Genomic DNA, 17,303 nt, shown 5'->3' with positions numbered 1-17,303 from the left:
CCATGCTCACCGTCACCAACCTCAACCAGTACTACGGCGGCTCCCACATCCTGCGCAACCTCAGCTTCGAGGTGCCGATGGGCAAGGTCACCACCCTGCTCGGGCGCAACGGGGTGGGCAAGACCACGCTGCTCAAGACCCTCATGGGCCTGGTGCCCGCCGCCACCGGCAGCATCACCCTGGACGGCGCCGAGATCACCCGCGCCCCCAGCTATGGCCGGGTGCGCGCCGGCATCGGCTATGTGCCCCAGGGGCGCGAGATCTTCCCGCGCCTGACCGTCGAGGAGAACCTCCTGATGGGCCTCGCCACCCGGCCCGCCAGCGCCCAGGTGCCGACCCGCATCTTCGAGATGTTCCCGGTGCTCAAGCAGATGATGCGGCGCCGCGGCGGCGACCTTTCCGGCGGCCAGCAGCAGCAGCTCGCCATCGGCCGCGCCCTCGCCCCGGGGCCCAAGCTGCTGATCCTCGATGAGCCCACCGAAGGCATCCAGCCGTCCATCATCAAGGACATCGAGCGCGCCATCCGCGCCCTCGCCGAAACCGGCGAAATGGCCATCCTGCTGGTCGAGCAGTACTACGACTTCGCCCGCTCCCTGGCCGACCATTACCTGCTGATGGAACGCGGCGAGATCATCAGCGCCGGCAAGGGCGAGGACATGGAGGCCAACAAGGTGCGGGAGATGCTGTCGGTGTGAGCCCCTCAGGCTGACTTGCGCGCCACCAGGAAGGCATCGATGGGGCGCGCGCCGGCGGGCAGGGGCATGACGGGAGCGATGCAGCGGGCGAGGCCGTAGGCAATCAGCAGGGACAGGTGCCAGCGCAGCCGGTGGGCCACGTAGCGTTCGTCGGGCGGCGGGCTGCTGCGGAGCGGCAGCAGGCGATGGATCCAGTACACCAGGCCTGCGTGCGGTGACGGGGGCAGGGCGCAGGCTTCGCGCACCTCCAGCCCGAGGGCCCCGGCCAGGGCCGAGAAGGCCCGGGGGTTCCACCAGCTCAGATGGTGGGGCGGCAGGTTCAAGGGTAGGTTGGGGATCTCGGTGAGGGGCGACGGATGCAGTGGCGCAGCCAGGATCAGCAGCCCGCCGGGCTTGAGCAGGCGGGCCATCAGGCGCGCCGCTTGCAGCGGCATGGCCAGGTGCTCGATGACGTGGAAGGCGCAGACGGCGTCGTATTCACCGGCGTGGCGTGCAGCGTGCTCCTCGAGGCTCTCGCGGTGGATGGCCGGGTCGTCGTGGTCGGCGTAGGGGTCGAGCCCGCGGTAGTCGGCGTGGGCCAGGTGCTGGCGGAAGGCCGCGCTGCCTGCGCCGACGTCCAGCACGCGGGCTCCCCGGGGGATATGGCTGGCGGCCTGCAGGAAGTCGCTGCGGGTGGCGGCCAGGCGGGACAGGTGCAGGTGGATCTTCTGGCGCGCGTAATAGTCGGCATAAAAGCGGCCGTCGCCGGCGATGAGCGGATCGAAGAACATCAGGCCGCAATCGGATTCGTACAGGCCAAGGCTGGTCGTGCCGTCGAGCAGGCGGTCCACGTCCACCCCCTGACCATGCCGCCACAGGCCGCGCAGGGTACTCGCCGCGACGCCATGGACACGGCGCAGGGCCGGACGGCCGGTGATCGGACAGGGGGGCAGGGCGGCGGCTGGAGCAGGCTGCGTCATGGCGGTGGGGTGGGAAGGGCAGGTCGGAGGAGGCCGGATTGGAGCACGCCTTCAGGCCGGCGGCCAGGGCTGGCGTGCGCTGATGCGGATCCGGTCCGGTGCCGCGACCGCGTAGTGGACATGCCCCCAGACGATTTCGCGGGGGCGCGCGGCGGCCAGGATCATGCTCAGATGGAAGGCGTCCACGCCGGCCTGCAGCGGGCCGCCCAGGGTGTAGCGGAGGGCCTGTGCGCTGCTGGCCTCGCGGAAGCCCAGGCGGGCACCCACGGCATCGACCACCCGCAGCTTGGCCAGGGCCAGCAGCAGCAGGCCCGCCAGCCCCGGGGCGGCCAGGGCCGAGCCCATGCCGGCGAGGACGGGCACGGCGGCCCAGGCGCCCAGGCGCAGGGTGATGAGGCCGCTGGCGAGCCACCACAGCCCCGGCCGGTAGAGGCGGATCATCTGGTACTGGCGGCGGCCGAAGCGCCAGCCCGAGGCCAGGCCATGGCTGTTGGGCGTGGGCAGCAGCAGGGCGCCGCGGGTGAGGATGCGCAGGCCCAGGCGGTGGGCCCGGCGGGCCAGTGCAAGGTCATCGGAGAGGGTGGCCCTGAAGCACTCCGCCAGGTTGAGGGTCGCCAGGGCCTGCCGCGACAAGGCCGTGGAGCCCCCCCACACCACGCTCGACCAGGCCGTGTCCAGGCGTGGCATGAGGGGCAGGGCCCGGTCTACCAGGCTGATCAGGTGGGCGCCCAGGCGCGGCGCGGCCAGCATCTGCCAGCGGTAGCCGGTGACGATGTCGGCACGGCCGTCGATCAGCGGCGTGGCCAGGGCCGACAGCCACCAAGTGGGCGGCTCGATGTCGCCATCCATCAGCACCACCGCGTCGTCGTCCCCGTCCAGGCTGGCGGCGGCGGCCACCAGGTTGCGGCACTTCTGGGCCTGTCCGCAGGCTTCGCCTGCCACCACAAGGTCCACCGGGAAGGGCTGGTTGGCGGCCAGCGCGCGGACCTGCCGGAAGGCCGGGTCGGCCGTGCTCTCCACCGCCACGATGAGGCGCCGCGGCGGCAGGCTCTGCGCCGCCAGCGCGGCCAGCAGGGCGTGCAGGCGGGGAAGGTCGCCGGTCAGCGGCAGCAGGATCGAGACCTGCGCCGGCCGGGCCGTTGCCGGCAGGCGCAGGCGGGCAAGGTAGTGGAGGCCTGCAAGCAGCGAGAGGCCATTGATGACCAGGCCGCAGCCGAGCAGTGCCAGTGCGATGGTGTCCATGATGAGGCGGGTCGGCGGCGGAGTTGGACGGAGGGGCAGCAGTGGCCGGGCGCGCCGCGACGTGCCCCATGCTTGGTCCATTCCTGGTCCATTCCTGCCCAGTGTTTGCCCCTTGCAGCCGCGCAAAATAGCCGGCGAGCTGCAAGATGACAAGTCGAAGGGCCATGCCCGGGGCTGCCGGGTATATGGGCGCCCATTTTTGGTGCATTCAAAGGGGTGGGCGCCGGATAAAAGTAGCTTCACGGTATATAAATGGATCTCGCATGCTCCATGCGCGCACCAGATTGGTGTTTCTTTGCGGGTGGGTGCGCCGGCCGTGCACCGTTGTGGGATAAACGCCGGGCTTCGAGCCACATTTTTATGGCGCCAGGCTCCATTCATGAGGCTGGAAGTTCCGTGGGCGGGCTGTGGTGGGCTTTTATTGCGGCTTTTGCCCCGGTCTCCACGCTGTTCCGCCCCGCGGTTCGGCCCGCAACGAGGGCTCCGGCACAGCCTTTGCTATCTTTTGCACCCATGTTGCTTGCTCCCCCCTTTCCCTTGAGTTCCACCGAGCCGCCTGTGTCCCCGGGGGCGCCGGGCGAAGGCTGGCGGGCACGGCTCGAACTGGGTTTTGCGGCCAGTGACGGCCGCAGCGTGCTCGTCCATCGTCGCCACGAAGGCCCCCTTCGGGTGCAGAAGGCCCTCTATCCCGAAGGCCCGGCGGTCTGCCATGCCCTGCTGCTGCATCCGCCGGCCGGCATTGCCGGGGGCGATGCGCTGACCGTGCAGGTGCGCGTGGGCGAGGGCGCCCATGCGCTGGTCACCACGCCGGGGGCCGGCAAGTGGTATCGCAGCAATGGCCCGCTGGCCACCCAGTTGCTGGATTTCGAGGTGGCAGCAGGCGGAGTTCTCGAATGGCTGCCCCAGGAGAGCATCGTCTTCGACCGGGTCCGCGGTGCCACCGAAACCCGCGTGCGGCTGGCCGGCGATGCCTGCTACATCGGCCTCGATCTGCTGTGCCTGGGGCGCACCGCGTCCGGCGAGCGGCTGGAGCGGGGCAGCCTGGGCATGGCCTCGCGCATCGAGCGGGACGGTCGCCTGATGTGGAGCGAGCAGGGCCTCATCGAGGGGGGCTCGCGCCTGCTCGAATCGCCGGTGGGCCTGGCCGGGCAGCCGGTCACCGGCACCCTGCTGGTGGCCTCGGAGGCGATCGATGCGGGCCTGCTCGAGGCCTGCCGGGAGATCCGCCCGGCGGTGGGGGAGGGCGGCGTGACGCGCCTGCCCGGCCTGCTGGTGGCGCGCTACCTGGGGCCTGCGGCGGAACCCGCGCGCGCCTGGTTCGTCGCCCTGTGGGCCGCACTGCGCCCGGCCCTGGCGGGGCGGGCCGCGGAGGTGCCGCGAATCTGGCATACATGATATTGGCCGGGGCGGATGGCCGGCACACGGCACCACCCCTATCATTTGCGGCGCGCCTGGTGCCCGCCCGACACGACCGAACAGAAAGGGATTGCGCATGGAACTGACCCCCCGCGAAAAAGACAAGCTGCTGATCTTCACCGCCGGCCTGGTGGCCGAAAGGCGCAAGGCCCGCGGCCTCAAGCTCAATTACCCCGAGGCGGTGGCCTACATCAGTGCCGCCCTGCTGGAGGGCGCCCGCGACGGCCGCAGCGTGGCTGAGCTGATGCACTACGGCACCACCCTGCTGGGCCGCGCCGACGTGATGGAGGGCGTGCCCGAGCTGATCCCCGAGATCCAGGTGGAAGCCACCTTCCCGGACGGCACCAAGCTGGTCACCGTCCACCAGCCGATTGTTTGAGGAGCCAGCATGATCCCCGGTGAAATCGACACCCTCGACGGCGAGCTGGAGCTCAACGTCGGCCGCCCGACCCTGACCCTGGTGGTCGCCAACACCGGCGACCGGCCGGTCCAGGTGGGCTCCCACTACCACTTTGCCGAAACCAATGCGGCGCTCGACTTCGACCGGGCTGCGGCACGGGGCTTCCGCCTCAACATCGCCGCCGGCACCGCCGTGCGCTTCGAGCCCGGCCAGACCCGCAGCGTCGAGCTGGTGGCCCTGGGCGGCGACCGCAAGGTATTCGGCTTCAACGCTCAAGTGATGGGAGCCCTGTGATGGCCAAGATCTCCCGCCGCGCCTACGCGGAAATGTTCGGCCCCACGGTGGGTGACCGGGTGCGCCTGGCCGACACCGAGCTGTGGATCGAGGTCGAGAAGGACTTCACCATCTACGGTGAGGAAGTGAAGTTCGGCGGCGGCAAGGTGATCCGCGACGGCATGGGGCAGGGCCAGCGCCTGGCCGCCGAAGTGGCCGACACGGTCATCACCAACGCCCTGATCCTCGACCACTGGGGCGTCGTCAAGGCCGACATCGGCATCAAGAACGGCCGCATCAGCGCCATCGGCAAGGCCGGCAACCCCGACATCCAGCCGGGCGTCACGATAGCCATCGGCGCCGCCACCGAGGTCATTGCCGGTGAAGGCATGATCGTCACCGCCGGCGGCATCGACACCCACATCCACTTCATCTGCCCGCAGCAGATCGAAGAGGCCCTGATGAGCGGCGTCACCACCATGATCGGCGGCGGCACCGGCCCGGCCACCGGCACCTACGCCACCACCTGCACCCCCGGGCCCTGGCACATTGCCCGCATGCTGCAGGCGGCGGACGCCTTCCCGATGAACCTGGGCTTCCTGGGCAAGGGCAACGCCAGCCTGCCCGACCCCCTGCGCGAGCAGGTGGAGGCCGGCGTCATCGGCCTCAAGCTGCACGAAGACTGGGGCACCACCCCGGCGGCCATCGACAACTGCCTGACGGTGGCCGAGGAGATGGACATCCAGGTCGCCATCCACTCCGACACCCTCAACGAATCCGGCTTCGTCGAAACCACCGCCGCTGCCTTCAAGGGCCGCAGCATCCACACCTTCCATACCGAAGGCGCCGGCGGCGGCCATGCGCCGGACATCGTCAAGCTGGCCGGCCTGCCCAACGTGCTGCCCAGCTCCACCAACCCGACCCGGCCCTACACCGTCAATACCATCGACGAGCACCTCGACATGCTGATGGTGTGCCACCACCTGGACCCGGCCATCGCCGAGGACGTGGCCTTCGCCGAAAGCCGCATCCGCCGCGAGACCATCGCCGCCGAGGACATCCTGCACGACATCGGCGCCCTGTCCATGTTCTCGTCCGACTCCCAGGCCATGGGCCGGGTCGGCGAGGTGATCATCCGTACCTGGCAGACCGCCCACAAGATGAAGGTGCAGCGCGGCGCCCTGGCCGGGGACACGGCCCGCAGCGACAACTTCCGGGCCAAGCGCTACATCGCCAAATACACCATCAACCCGGCCATCACCCACGGCATCGGCCACGTGGTGGGCTCCATCGAGCCGGGCAAGCTGGCCGACCTGGTGATCTGGAAGCCGGCCTTCTTCGGCGTCAAGCCCAGCCTCATCCTCAAGGGCGGCATGATCGCCGCGGCCGCCATGGGCGACGCCAACGCCTCCATTCCCACGCCGCAACCGGTGCATTACCGCCCCATGTTCGGCGCCTTTGCCGGCGGCCTGCAGACCTCCCTCACCTTCGTCTCCCAGATCGCCCTGGCCAGCGGCGCCCTCGACAGCCTGCGCCTCGCCAAGCCCCTCGAAGCCGTGCGCGGCATCCGCAGCGTCACCAAGGCCTCGATGATCCACAACGACTGGCAGGGCGAGATCAGCGTCGACCCCGAAACCTACGAAGTGCGCGCCGCAGGCGAGATCCTCACCTGCGAACCGGCCAGCGTGCTGCCGATGGCCCAACGTTATTTCCTGTTCTGAACATGCTCCTCATCGAATCCCTCTACACCGGCGACGCCGCCCCCGCGGCGCGTCTTGAACTCAACTTTGATGCCCGCACCAAGAGCCGGCTGCGCACGCGGCTGGCGGATGGGGAGGAGGTGGGCCTGTTTCTGCCGCGCGGCACCATCCTGCGTGGCGGTGACCGGCTGCTGGCCCAGGACGGGCGGGTGGTCGAGGTGGCTTCGGCGCCGGAGGATCTGCTCGAGGCGCGTTGCGCCGACGCTTTTGCGCTGGCGCGGGCGGCCTACCACCTGGGCAACCGCCACGTCGCGGTGCAGGTGGGGGAGGGCTGGCTGCGCATCCAGGCCGACCACGTGCTGGAAACCATGTTGACCGGCCTGGGCGCCCAGGTGCATGCGCTGGCCGCGCCCTTCGAGCCGGAAGCCGGCGCCTACGCCCATGGTCACCACCATGCCGAGCGCGGTGCCACCGAAGCGAAGATCCATCAGTACTCGTGAGCCTGCCCTTGATCCGCCTGCTGCAACTGGTCAGCCCGGCGCTGCCGGTGGGCGCTTACACCTATTCCCAGGGCCTGGAGTGGGTCATCGATGCGGGCCGGGTCAAGACCGAGGCCCAGGTGGGCGAGTGGATCGGCGATGCGCTGGACGGCGCCTTCGGCAACTACGAACTGCCCCTGCTGGCACGGTTGATGGACGCCTGGGCGGCGGGGGACGATGCGGCCGTGGCCGATCTCAACGCCCGCGCCCTGGCCAGCCGCGAGACTTCCGAGCTGCGCGCCGAGACGGTGCAGATGGGCTATTCGATGGTTCGCCTGCTGGTCGATCTGCCGGCCTTTGCCCAGCTGCCGGGCTGGCTGGCACGCGTCCGCGCGCTGGATGAGCCGGTGTTTCCCGCCGTGTGGTCGGCTGCCGCAACGGCCTGGGGCGTGGCGCCGGCCGATGCGCTGGCCGGTTACGCCTGGGCCTGGCTGGAGAACATGGTGATGGCGGCGGTGAAAGCCGTGCCCCTCGGCCAGGCGGCGGGCCAGCGCCTGCTGTCGGATCTGTCGGCGCGGGTGCCGCAACAGGTGGATAAAGCGATTGTCATGGCGCCGCAGAACTGGTCCAATTTCCAGCCCGGCCTGGCGATCGCCAGCGCCCGCCACGAAACCCAGTATTCGCGCCTGTTCCGGTCCTGATCCCGATATGCCTACCAAGAAGCCCCGCAAGGCACCCGTGCCTTCGACTCCCAAGTCTTCGTCCCCCGCTCCCCGCCTCGGCATCGCCTGCCAGGGGGGCGGCGCGCACACGGCCTTCACCGCCGGCGTGCTGGCCTATCTGTTCCTGTCCTTCGAGCATTTCCGCCGCCGCGGCGAGGACGAAAAGTGGTTCAGCCTGGTGGGGCTCTCCGGCACTTCGGGCGGGGCGATCACCGCGGCGATGGCCTGGAGCGCTGCGCCCGACGGCAGCTGGTCAGAAGGCGCCCGGCGCGTGCTGCACTACTGGAACCGCAACAAGGCCAGCCTGGAGTTGAAGGGCAAGCTGCCCTTGTGGTGGGGCGAGTACTTCACCAACGCCGCCGCCCAGCTGGCCAGCGCCTGGCAGAACTGGCTACCTGCGGTGAACCTGCCGCCGTCGCCCTTCACCTCGTCCCTGGTGCAGGAGCGCATGCGTGACGACATGCGCGCGGTGGTCGGTTTGACGGCGGATGCCGACCGTTTCTTTGGCCGTGAGGGGCTCGATCTCTTTGTCGGGGCGGTGGATGTGGTGAATCCCGGCGGCGAGCCCGAGACAGCCTTCCGCACCTTTCCCGAGAGCCCCGAGGCCGGCCTGCGCCTCGATGAGCTGCTCGCCAGTGCCTGCATTCCCGAGCTCTTCGTCGCCCAGCCGCTCAGCGTGGACAAAGGCGACGGCTCCGGCCAGCGCGAGGGGCGGATCTTCTGGGACGGCCTGTATTCCCAGAACCCGCCGATCAACGACTTCTTCATCAACCGCCAGCGCAACTGCAAGCCCGACCTGCTGTGGGTGGTGCAGATCAACCCCAACACCTACGAAGGCAGCCCCGGCGGCCCGCTCACCCCCGACGACCAGGACGACCGGCGCAACGAGCTGTCGGGCAACCTGTCGCTGGCCCAGGAGCTGCGCGCCATCGACGTGGTGAACCGGATCGCCTTCCAGCTGGCCGAGCTGCCCAGGCTGGAAGGCCCGCTGGCCGACTACAAGCCGGTGACGGTGTGCTTCATCCGCCTTGGCGAACGCCCCGAAGGGCCGCTGTCGCGCTACCGGCTCAACTACGCCTCCAAGCTCAACCGCGACCCGGACTTCATCGACGCGCTGATGGCCGAAGGCATTGCCGCCGCCCACCGCGCCGCCACGGGCCACGAGCTGGTGCGCCCGCACCACAGCATGACCGAAGCCTGCGCCCTCGACTTCCCCAACCCGGCCTGGCCCGATCCCGCCGAGCTGGAAAGCCTGCTCGACGACCCGGCCCTGGCCGCCCAATGGCGCCGCCTGGTGACTGTCTGAAACCCGTACAACCCAGAAAGACAAAGGATTCCCCCATGAAAGGCCAACCCCTCCGCGTCGGCATCGGCGGCCCCGTCGGCTCCGGCAAGACCGCCCTGACCCTGGCCCTGTGCCAGGCCCTGCGCGACAAGTACGACCTGTGCGTGGTGACCAACGACATCTACACCGCCGAGGACGCCCAGTTCCTGGTGCGTAACGAAGCCCTGGTGCCCGAGCGCATCATCGGCGTGGAGACCGGCGGCTGCCCCCACACCGCCATCCGCGAGGACGCCTCCATCAACCTCGAGGCGGTGGACCGCCTGATCCGCAAGTTTCCCGATGTGGAGCTGATCTTTGTCGAATCCGGCGGCGACAACCTGGCCGCCACCTTCTCGCCCGAGCTGTCCGACCTGACCCTCTACGTCATCGACGTCTCCGCCGGCGACAAGATCCCCCGCAAGGGTGGCCCCGGCATCACCAAGAGCGACCTGCTGGTCATCAACAAGATCGACCTCGCCCCGCTGGTCGGCGCCTCCCTCGAGGTGATGGACCGCGACGCCAAGAAGATGCGCGGCGAGCGGCCCTTCATCTTCAGCAACCTCAAGACCGGCCAGGGCCTGGCCGAGATCATCGCCTTCATCGAGAAGCAGGGCCTGCTCGCCGAGGTCTGACAACCCGCCGCCGGGGCCCGCGCCCCGGTACGAAATCCGTCATCGCTTTTCGGGTATGCTCATGGGGCACGCCACAGACAAGAGGTGTCGTGGCCGTGGGATGGGAATCCAGGCAGTCAGACCAACAACCCTAGCAGCACACGAAGAAGGGAACAGTTACATGAGCGATCAAAACAACAGCTTCGAAGAGTTCTACGGCAGCAAGTTCGAGGATCTCCAGGTAGGCCAGAGCGGCGTCTATGCCCGCACCGTGACCGAGGCCGACATTCTCGCCTTTGCCGGCGTCACCGGCGACTTCAACCCCGTCCACGTCAATGAAGAGCTGGCCGCCGCCAGCATGTTCGGTGGCCGCATCGCCCACGGCATGCTGTCCGCAGGTTTCATCTCCACCGTGTTCGGCACCAAGTTCCCCGGCCCGGGCTGCATCTACCTGTCCCAGACCCTCAAGTTCAAGGCCCCGGTCAAGATCGGCGACACCGTGGTGGCCCGCTGCACCATCAAGGAACTCACCCCCGAAAAGCGCAAGGCCAAGTTCGACACCGTGTGTACCGTGCGCGGCAAGGTGGTGGTCGAAGGCGAAGCCGACATCATGGTGCCGGCCCGCTGATACCCAGCCCCCGCTGCAGCATCACCCCACAAAGCCCCCGCCTGCCGGGGGCTTTGTTTTGCCCCGGCCGGTTTGGGGGATGAGGGGGAGAGGGGGGCTCCGCCCGATCTGTGCCGGAGACAATTTGTATGATCTGAACCTGCTCTCGCCGGGCAAGTGATGCTGTACTGTATGCCACCGTCAGACCCGGCTGGCACGTCGAGCTGTCCAGGCCTGCGACCCCATACTGTCTTGATGACCGGAGAGGCCTGACATGGATACGCTTGATGCGCTGACGCTGGCGCGGATCCAGTTTGCATTTACCATTTCCTTCCACATCGTCTTTCCGGCGATCACGATCGGCCTGGCGAGCTTTCTTGCCGTGCTGGAAGCGTGCTGGCTGCGTACCGGCCGCGAGGTTTACCTCGATCTCTACCACTTCTGGTCAAAGATCTTCTCGGTTAATTTCGGCATGGGCGTGGTGTCGGGCCTGGTCATGGCCTACCAGTTCGGCACCAACTGGAGCGTCTTCTCCACCTTCGCCGGCGGCGTCACCGGGCCGCTGCTGGCCTACGAAGTCCTGACCGCCTTCTTCCTCGAGGCCGGCTTTCTCGGCGTGATGCTGTTCGGCTGGAAGCGCGTCGGCCCGGGGCTGCATTTCTTCGCCACCGTGATGGTCGCGCTCGGCACCCTGGTCTCTGCGACCTGGATTCTCGCCTCCAACAGCTGGATGCAGACTCCCGCGGGCTTCGAGATCATCGACGGCCGGGTGGTGCCGGTGGATTGGCTGGCGGTGATCTTCAATCCCTCCTTCCCCTACCGCCTGGTGCACATGGTGCTGGCCGCCTTCATCTCGACGGCCCTGCTGGTCGCCGCCTCGGCCGCCTGGCACCTGCTGCGCGGCCGAGACAGCGCGGCCGTGCGCACGATGCTGTCGATGGCCATGTGGATGCTGCTGGCGGTGGCACCGCTGCAGGCGGTGGTGGGCGACTTCCACGGCCTCAACACGCTCGAGCACCAACCGGCGAAGATCGCCGCGATGGAAGGCCATTGGGAAAACGAACCCGGGGCCGGCGTGCCGCTGATCCTTTTCGGCTGGCCCGACATGCAGCACGAGACAACCCGCTTTGCGCTCGAGATCCCGCGCCTGGGCAGCCTGATCCTGACCCATTCGTGGGACGGCCAGTTTCCCGGGCTCAAGGAATTCCCGCCGGAGAACCGCCCGAACTCCACCATTGTCTTCTGGAGCTTCCGCATCATGGTCGGGCTCGGCATGCTCATGATCGCACTGGCGCTGTGGGCCTTCGCGGCGCGCCGGGGAGGGGCCTTGTACCGGTCGCGGCGCCTGTTGCGCTTCACCTTGTGGATGGGCGCGAGCGGCCTGGTCGCGCTGCTCGCCGGCTGGATCACCACCGAGGTCGGCCGCCAGCCCTGGGTCGTGTACGGCCTGCAGCGCACCGCCGATGCGGTGTCTCCGGTGGGCGCCGGCCAGCTCGGCGTGAGCCTTGCCCTCTTTGTCATCGTCTATGTCATGGTTTTTGGCGCGGGTGTCGGCTACCTGCTGCGCCTGATCGGCCACGGGCCGGTGGCGCACGCAGGCGGGCATCCGCCGCCGAGCGCTACCGCTGGCATCGCCGCCCTTTCTTCCACACGGAGCTGAACGCCATGGGTATCGATCTGCCGTTGATCTGGGCCGTGATCATCCTGTTCGGGGTCATGATGTACGTCGTCATGGACGGCTTCGATCTCGGCATCGGCCTGCTCTATCCCTTCCTGCCCGACAAGACCGACCGCGACGTCATGATGAATTCCGTCGCGCCGGTGTGGGATGGCAACGAAACCTGGCTGGTGCTGGGCGGGGCAGGCCTGCTGGCGGCCTTTCCGCTCGCCTATTCGGTGATCCTCACCGCCTTCTACCTGCCCCTGATGCTCATGCTGCTCGGCCTGATCTTCCGCGGCGTGGCCTTCGAGTTCCGCTTCAAGGCCGACGAGGCGCACCGCCCCTGGTGGGACAAGGCCTTCATCGGCGGCTCGCTCGTCGCGACCTTCTGCCAGGGCGTCACCCTGGGCGGCTTCATCCAGGGCATCCGCGTCGTCGATCACGCCTATGCCGGCGGCGTGTTCGACTGGCTCACGCCGTTCTCGCTGTTCACCGGCCTCGGGCTGGTCATGACGTATGCACTGCTCGGCTGCACCTGGCTGATCATGAAGACCGCTGGCGATCTGCAGGCACGCATGATCGCCCTGGCCCGCCCGCTGATCTGGGCGCTGGCGGCGGTCATCGGTGTCATCAGCCTGTGGACGCCCCTCGCCCACGAGGCGATCGCTGCCCGCTGGTTCAACGGAAGCAACCTGCCGTGGTTCATGCCGGTGCCGCTGCTCGTGGTGGCCACCGTCTGGCAGTTGCTCAGGCAACTCGACAAGCAGCCGAACGCTGCGCCCTTCGTGCTGACCCTCTTCCTCGTCTTCCTGGGCTACAGCGGGCTCGGCATCAGCATCTGGCCCAACATCATCCCGCCGGCCATCTCGATCCGGGACGCCGCGGCCCCCCTGCAGAGCATGGGCTTCGCCCTGGTCGGCGCGCTGCTGATCATCCCGCTGATCCTGATGTACACAGCCTGGAGCTACTACGTTTTCCGCGGCAAGGTCGATCCCGGCGAGGGCTATCACTGATGCGCGGCGCAACACACAAGCCCGGCACGCCACCCCAGCCGCCCTCACGCCTGCGCCAGCTAGGGTGGCTGCTGGCAATCTGGACCGCGAGCGTCCTCTCCCTCGGCGTCGTCGCCTGGCTGATGCGCCTGCTGATGAAGCTTGCCGGCCTGACGACATCCGTCTGAAGCCGCCCCTGAATCCACCCCCCTGGTAGCACCATCTCCCCCCAGGGTGGCCCAGCTGTCAATCTCCTTTTGAGAATGCACACATCTGGATTTGTCATGCCGCACCCGGCACAGAATTCATATCATCTCCCTGTTCGTCATCGGCCGGCCTCGACCCTCCCGCCGGCAACCAAGGAGCTGCTCTCATGCTGGACGCCATCCTCATCACCGTCGGCATCGTGGTGGCCACGTGTTCGGTGGCATACAAACTGTTGCTGCTGATGTACCGGGCACCCGAGGGCCCTGCATCGCCCCGCGATCTCGATCACGCACACCCGGAACTCAAATCCGCCGCACCGGAATTGAGATCCTGACCCGCGGATTTGAGATCCGCCGCCACGGAATTGAAATCCTGACCTCCAGAATTCAAATCCGGCACCCCGGAACTCAAATCCGGCACCCCGGAACTCAAATCCGCAGCGCCGGAATTGACATCCGGACCCACGGATTTGACATCCGCTGCCGCAGAATTGAGATCCGGACCTCCAGAATTCAAATCCGACACCCCGGAACTCAAATCCGGCACCTCGGAACTCAAATCCGCCGCCGCTTGATCGAGTAAACCGGCACCGGATCTCAAGCAAGCCCTCGCGCACCGCGCATCCGTCGCCCCGCAACACCCCACCAGCCACCCGGCGCCTCCATCTCGCACTGAAAAACAGTGTTTGGAGAATGCTTTTGTCTTGTGGGAATGCAGATGGGATTCTAGTATCTGCGCGTGCTGTGGAACCTGACCACGACACATCGTGCAATGGCGGTTTCTGTTGAGAGAGGGTTCGGAATGAAGGTGTTGAACGGCAGGCGTGCCGCTGAGATGGTTGTCTTGATCGGTGCAGTCCTCCTGGCGTCGTGTGGCGGCGGGGGCGGTGATGGGGCTGGAACAACTGGCGAACCCCCCGCGCCAGGTGGGACACCGACAGTCCAGGGAACGCTATCCATCGTGATCGGTGATCCGGACTCAGAGCGCGGGCCCGCGTTGTCAAAATCCGACGACCAGTACTTCACGGCCATGACGGTGGCCCCCTCGGGTGTGCTGTACCTGGCCTACGACTGCGCAATCAAGCGTGTCGGCCCCGACAAGGTGGTGCAGGACTTCGTGGGTGGCACCTGCGGTCACAGCGATGGCAATGGGGCGGCGGCCCGCTTCAACAGGATCTACGGCCTGGCATCGGACAGGGATGGAAACCTGTTCGTCAGCGACACGGGCAATGCGGTCATCCGGAAGGTGAGCCCATCAGGGCAGGTCATCACCGTATCCGGGGTTGCGGGCGCAGCGGCCTTCACTGACGGCCCAGCCAGCTCGGTGCGCTGGATGGCGCCCCGCGAGATTGCGGTGGACCGTGGCGGAAACGTCTTCGTCGTGGACAACCTTGGAGCCGACCCAAGTGCTGGCCGACACGTGCGCAAGCTGCTCGCGACAGGAGAGGTGAAGCGTGTTGCCGGCGGCGCGCTGGGCGCGCTTTCCAATCCGGGTCGAATGGCTGTCGACTCGGTCGGGTCGCTCTACCTTACGGTAAAGACGGGAGTGATCGGGCCGTGCATCGAACGGTGCTACACAGCCATCAACAGCTCTTCGGTGCTCAAGATCGACACGGCGGGCAACGCGACCACCCTGGCTGGATCGACGACGACCGGGACCGTCGGCGCAGCGGACGGGCCTGCCAATGGTGCACGCTTCAACTACGCCGCAGACATCGCCGTGGACAGTGTCGGGAACGTCTACTTATCCGACGTGCTCAACGAGGCCATCAGGAAGATAGCGCCCGACGGAAGCGTCAGCACGGTGATCGGTGTGCTACCCGCAAACGCACCGAATCTGGGTGTCACAGACGACAACCCCTATGTCATCGGCGGAGCGGTGACGACCGGGGCATTGCCTGGTCGCCTGCGACTGCCCGACGTGCTCGCGATAGGGCCAGACAACTCGCTGTACATCTCTGCGGGGCGACGGAGGTACCGCGGCGCCGAGTTTTCCAGCGGTGCCGGCTTTGCGGTGCTTCGCGCGGACCTGACAAACACGACCGCGGCGGCAGCCCGCAAGCATCTCGTCGCGCTGCAGGCCATTGCCGACGCCAACGGCGGCCACCGCGCCGCCGGATCGACGGGCTTCGACGAGTCGGCGTCCTATGCCGAACGCGCCCTGCAGAACGCCGGCTTCACGGTGAATCGGCAGTATTTCAACTTTGATGGATTCTACTGGGTTACGCCGGGCCGCCTGGAGCAGGTCGCCCCGGCTGCGGGCAGCGGCAGCCTGGACAAGGTCATTGCGCTGTATTCCGGCAGCGGCAGCGCAACGGCCGCCGTCGCTCAGCCTTCTTCGGCAACGGGGTGCACCGCCGCGGCCTTTGCCGGCTTTCCCGTGGGCAACATCGCCCTGATCAAGCGTGGCGACTGCACCTTTCCGGTGAAGGCGAACAACGCCTACCTGGCAGGTGCCAGCGGGGTCTTGTTCTACAACAATGTGGAGGGCGAACTCAGGATCAACCTGCTGGCCGACTTCACCCCGAACATCCCGGTCGTCTCCATCTCGCAGGAGGACGGCGAGCGTCTGGCCCGGACGGCCGGGCTCAGGATGCGCCTGGAGGCGCAGACCGTCCGCGGCAACATCCGCAGCAGCAATGTGATCGCCGAGCTGGCGGGCTCCAAGCCCGGGCGCGTCGTTATGCTGGGCGCCCATCTCGATTCGGTGAATGCCGGGCCGGGCATCAACGACAACGGGAGCGGCGTGGCCGCACTGCTCGAGGCGGCCGCACAACTGGCCAGATCCAGGCCTTCCAACACCGTCCGTATCGCGCTGTGGGGCGCCGAAGAGCTGGGCGACCTGGGATCGCAGTTCTACGTCGGAGCGCTTTCGCCCGCGCAGAAGGAAGCCTTGGCGCTCTACCTCAACTTCGACATGATCGGCTCGCCCAACGCCGGGTTCTTCGTCTACGACGGCGACGGATCGAGCAGTGGCTTTGCCGGGCCACCGGGCTCCGGCGAGATCGAGAGCGTGCTTGGAGATTACTACCGGAGGCACGGGGTTCAGCCGCATAGCGTGGACCTGAAGCTGTCGACGGACCATCTCTCGTTTGCGTCGGCCGGAATCCCCGTCGGCGGCATCTTCTCCGGCCACGACGGCATCAAGTCGGCAGAGCAGGCGGCACTCTGGGGCGGAACCAGCGGGGTCGCCTACGACGCTTGCTATCACAAAAGCTGCGACGTCCTCGCTAACGCCGACAACAGCGCCTTCCGCTTCAACGTGCCCGCGGTGCTCGCCGCGGCATGGCACTTCTCCATGCGACCCGATCTGTCCCTGGCCAGCGCGCAGACGACAACCAGGCAAACCGCCAGCGCCACCCGCCTGTCGCCTCAGCATCTCCGCGAAAGGCATGGGCTTGAAGAAGGCACGAGCCTGAAATAAAAGCTCCGGCCTGGGGGCCAATGGCGCCGTATCAAAGGCAGGCCCCCACGCATCCCGCATCCACTCCCCTGCAACACCCCTCCGGCCGCCCGGCACAGCCATCGCCAACTGAAAGATAGTGTTTCGAGAATGCTGATGTCTTGTATGTATGCATATGGGATTCTAGTATCAACACGTGCCCCGTCGCACACCCACAACACATCAGGAGACAGCATGAACAACGTCAGCGAAAGCACTCAGGTATCCCCCAAACAAACGCTGAAGGACGTCGAGTCCTACCTCGCCTTCACCGCCTGTCACTGACCGGCACAATAGAGCCACCGATGATCGGCATATAGGAGCCAGTTTGAATAGGCTCTGACGAACGTCTTCGGGGGTTCAAGGTTGGTTGTTTTTCGGGGTGCTGGCAAGTGCTGTTTTGGCCTTGTTTGGACCCTGTCGAGGGGCCCGGTAGGAGGCCCCGTCAAGGGTCAGGCAATAGGCGTTGTGGCGCAGCCGATCGACGGTGGCCGAAGCGAGCAGCCGGTTGCCCGGGAAGGCCTGGTCCCACTCGGTGAAGTCGAGGTTGCTGGTGACGATGGTGGCGGCCTGCT

General features: G+C 67.3%; 18 protein-coding genes. 15 read left to right on the top strand and 3 right to left on the bottom strand.

Annotation, left to right across the window (positions count from 1 at the left end):
• Positions 1–2 precede the first annotated feature (2 nt).
• Complete coding sequence (gene urtE, locus HHL15_RS17965) at positions 3–695, top strand: urea ABC transporter ATP-binding subunit UrtE (protein ID WP_169147185.1); 693 nt, start codon at positions 3–5, stop codon at positions 693–695.
• Positions 696–700: 5 nt separating this feature from the next.
• Here the strand turns inward: urtE and HHL15_RS17960 are convergent, their stop codons facing one another.
• Together HHL15_RS17960 and HHL15_RS17955 are read right to left on the bottom strand one after the other, a co-directional pair.
• A complete protein-coding gene (locus HHL15_RS17960) occupies positions 701–1,654 on the bottom strand; it encodes a class I SAM-dependent methyltransferase (RefSeq protein WP_169147184.1) in 954 nt (317 codons plus the stop codon).
• Between the two features lie 51 nt (positions 1,655–1,705).
• On the bottom strand, positions 1,706–2,977 hold the full coding sequence (locus HHL15_RS17955) for a glycosyltransferase (RefSeq protein WP_169147183.1): 1,272 nt from the start codon (positions 2,975–2,977) through the stop codon (positions 1,706–1,708).
• A 432-nt stretch (positions 2,978–3,409) separates the two neighbouring features.
• Here HHL15_RS17955 and HHL15_RS17950 point away from each other — a divergent pair, with 432 nt between their 5' ends.
• From HHL15_RS17950 to HHL15_RS17885, 14 genes are all read left to right on the top strand, one after another.
• Entirely contained in the window at positions 3,410–4,291 is an 882-nt protein-coding gene (locus HHL15_RS17950) for an urease accessory protein UreD (RefSeq protein ID WP_169147182.1), read from the top strand.
• Between the two features lie 97 nt (positions 4,292–4,388).
• Positions 4,389–4,691, top strand: a complete 303-nt coding sequence (ureA, locus tag HHL15_RS17945) for an urease subunit gamma (protein WP_169147181.1) — start codon at positions 4,389–4,391, stop codon at positions 4,689–4,691.
• A gap of 9 nt (positions 4,692–4,700) precedes the next feature.
• Positions 4,701–5,006, top strand: a complete 306-nt coding sequence (locus tag HHL15_RS17940) for an urease subunit beta (RefSeq protein ID WP_169147180.1) — start codon at positions 4,701–4,703, stop codon at positions 5,004–5,006.
• Entirely contained in the window at positions 5,006–6,706 is a 1,701-nt protein-coding gene (gene ureC / locus HHL15_RS17935) for an urease subunit alpha (RefSeq protein ID WP_169147179.1), read from the top strand. The genes HHL15_RS17940 and ureC overlap by 1 nt, the downstream gene beginning before the upstream one ends.
• A gap of 2 nt (positions 6,707–6,708) precedes the next feature.
• Entirely contained in the window at positions 6,709–7,185 is a 477-nt protein-coding gene (gene ureE, locus HHL15_RS17930) for an urease accessory protein UreE (protein WP_169147178.1), read from the top strand.
• Positions 7,186–7,187: 2 nt separating this feature from the next.
• Positions 7,188–7,865, top strand: a complete 678-nt coding sequence (locus HHL15_RS17925) for an urease accessory protein UreF (protein WP_169147265.1) — start codon at positions 7,188–7,190, stop codon at positions 7,863–7,865.
• A 7-nt stretch (positions 7,866–7,872) separates the two neighbouring features.
• Entirely contained in the window at positions 7,873–9,192 is a 1,320-nt protein-coding gene (locus HHL15_RS17920) for a patatin-like phospholipase family protein (protein WP_169147177.1), read from the top strand.
• A 35-nt stretch (positions 9,193–9,227) separates the two neighbouring features.
• Positions 9,228–9,842 (top strand): urease accessory protein UreG, encoded by a 615-nt coding sequence (gene ureG, locus HHL15_RS17915; RefSeq protein WP_169147176.1) that lies wholly within the window; start codon positions 9,228–9,230, stop codon positions 9,840–9,842.
• Positions 9,843–10,002: 160 nt separating this feature from the next.
• On the top strand, positions 10,003–10,449 hold the full coding sequence (locus tag HHL15_RS17910) for a MaoC family dehydratase (RefSeq protein WP_169147175.1): 447 nt from the start codon (positions 10,003–10,005) through the stop codon (positions 10,447–10,449).
• 253 nt (positions 10,450–10,702) lie between these two features.
• Entirely contained in the window at positions 10,703–12,088 is a 1,386-nt protein-coding gene (locus HHL15_RS17905; protein ID WP_169147174.1) for a cytochrome ubiquinol oxidase subunit I, read from the top strand.
• A 5-nt stretch (positions 12,089–12,093) separates the two neighbouring features.
• Positions 12,094–13,101: a cytochrome d ubiquinol oxidase subunit II gene (gene cydB, locus HHL15_RS17900; protein WP_169147173.1), complete on the top strand. Its 1,008-nt coding sequence runs from the start codon at positions 12,094–12,096 to the stop codon at positions 13,099–13,101.
• Positions 13,101–13,268, top strand: coding sequence for a DUF2474 domain-containing protein (locus HHL15_RS17895; protein ID WP_169147172.1), 168 nt, complete (start codon positions 13,101–13,103; stop codon positions 13,266–13,268). The genes cydB and HHL15_RS17895 overlap by 1 nt, the downstream gene beginning before the upstream one ends.
• A 185-nt stretch (positions 13,269–13,453) precedes the next feature.
• A complete protein-coding gene (locus HHL15_RS17890; protein ID WP_169147171.1) occupies positions 13,454–13,621 on the top strand; it encodes a hypothetical protein in 168 nt (55 codons plus the stop codon).
• A gap of 626 nt (positions 13,622–14,247) precedes the next feature.
• A complete protein-coding gene (locus tag HHL15_RS17885) occupies positions 14,248–16,710 on the top strand; it encodes a M20/M25/M40 family metallo-hydrolase (RefSeq protein ID WP_169147170.1) in 2,463 nt (820 codons plus the stop codon).
• 378 nt (positions 16,711–17,088) lie between these two features.
• Here HHL15_RS17885 and HHL15_RS17880 read toward each other — a convergent pair.
• The coding region (locus HHL15_RS17880; protein ID WP_169147169.1) for an ATP-binding protein at positions 17,089–17,303 on the bottom strand (215 nt) is incomplete at its 5' end.

The sequence above is a fragment of the Zoogloea dura genome, assembly GCF_012927165.1.
In the GTDB taxonomy this organism is placed as follows: Bacteria; Pseudomonadota; Gammaproteobacteria; order Burkholderiales; family Rhodocyclaceae; genus Zoogloea; species Zoogloea dura.
The sequence above is the reverse complement of the archived record's forward strand: the minus strand, read 5'-3'. Positions and strand labels throughout refer to the sequence as shown.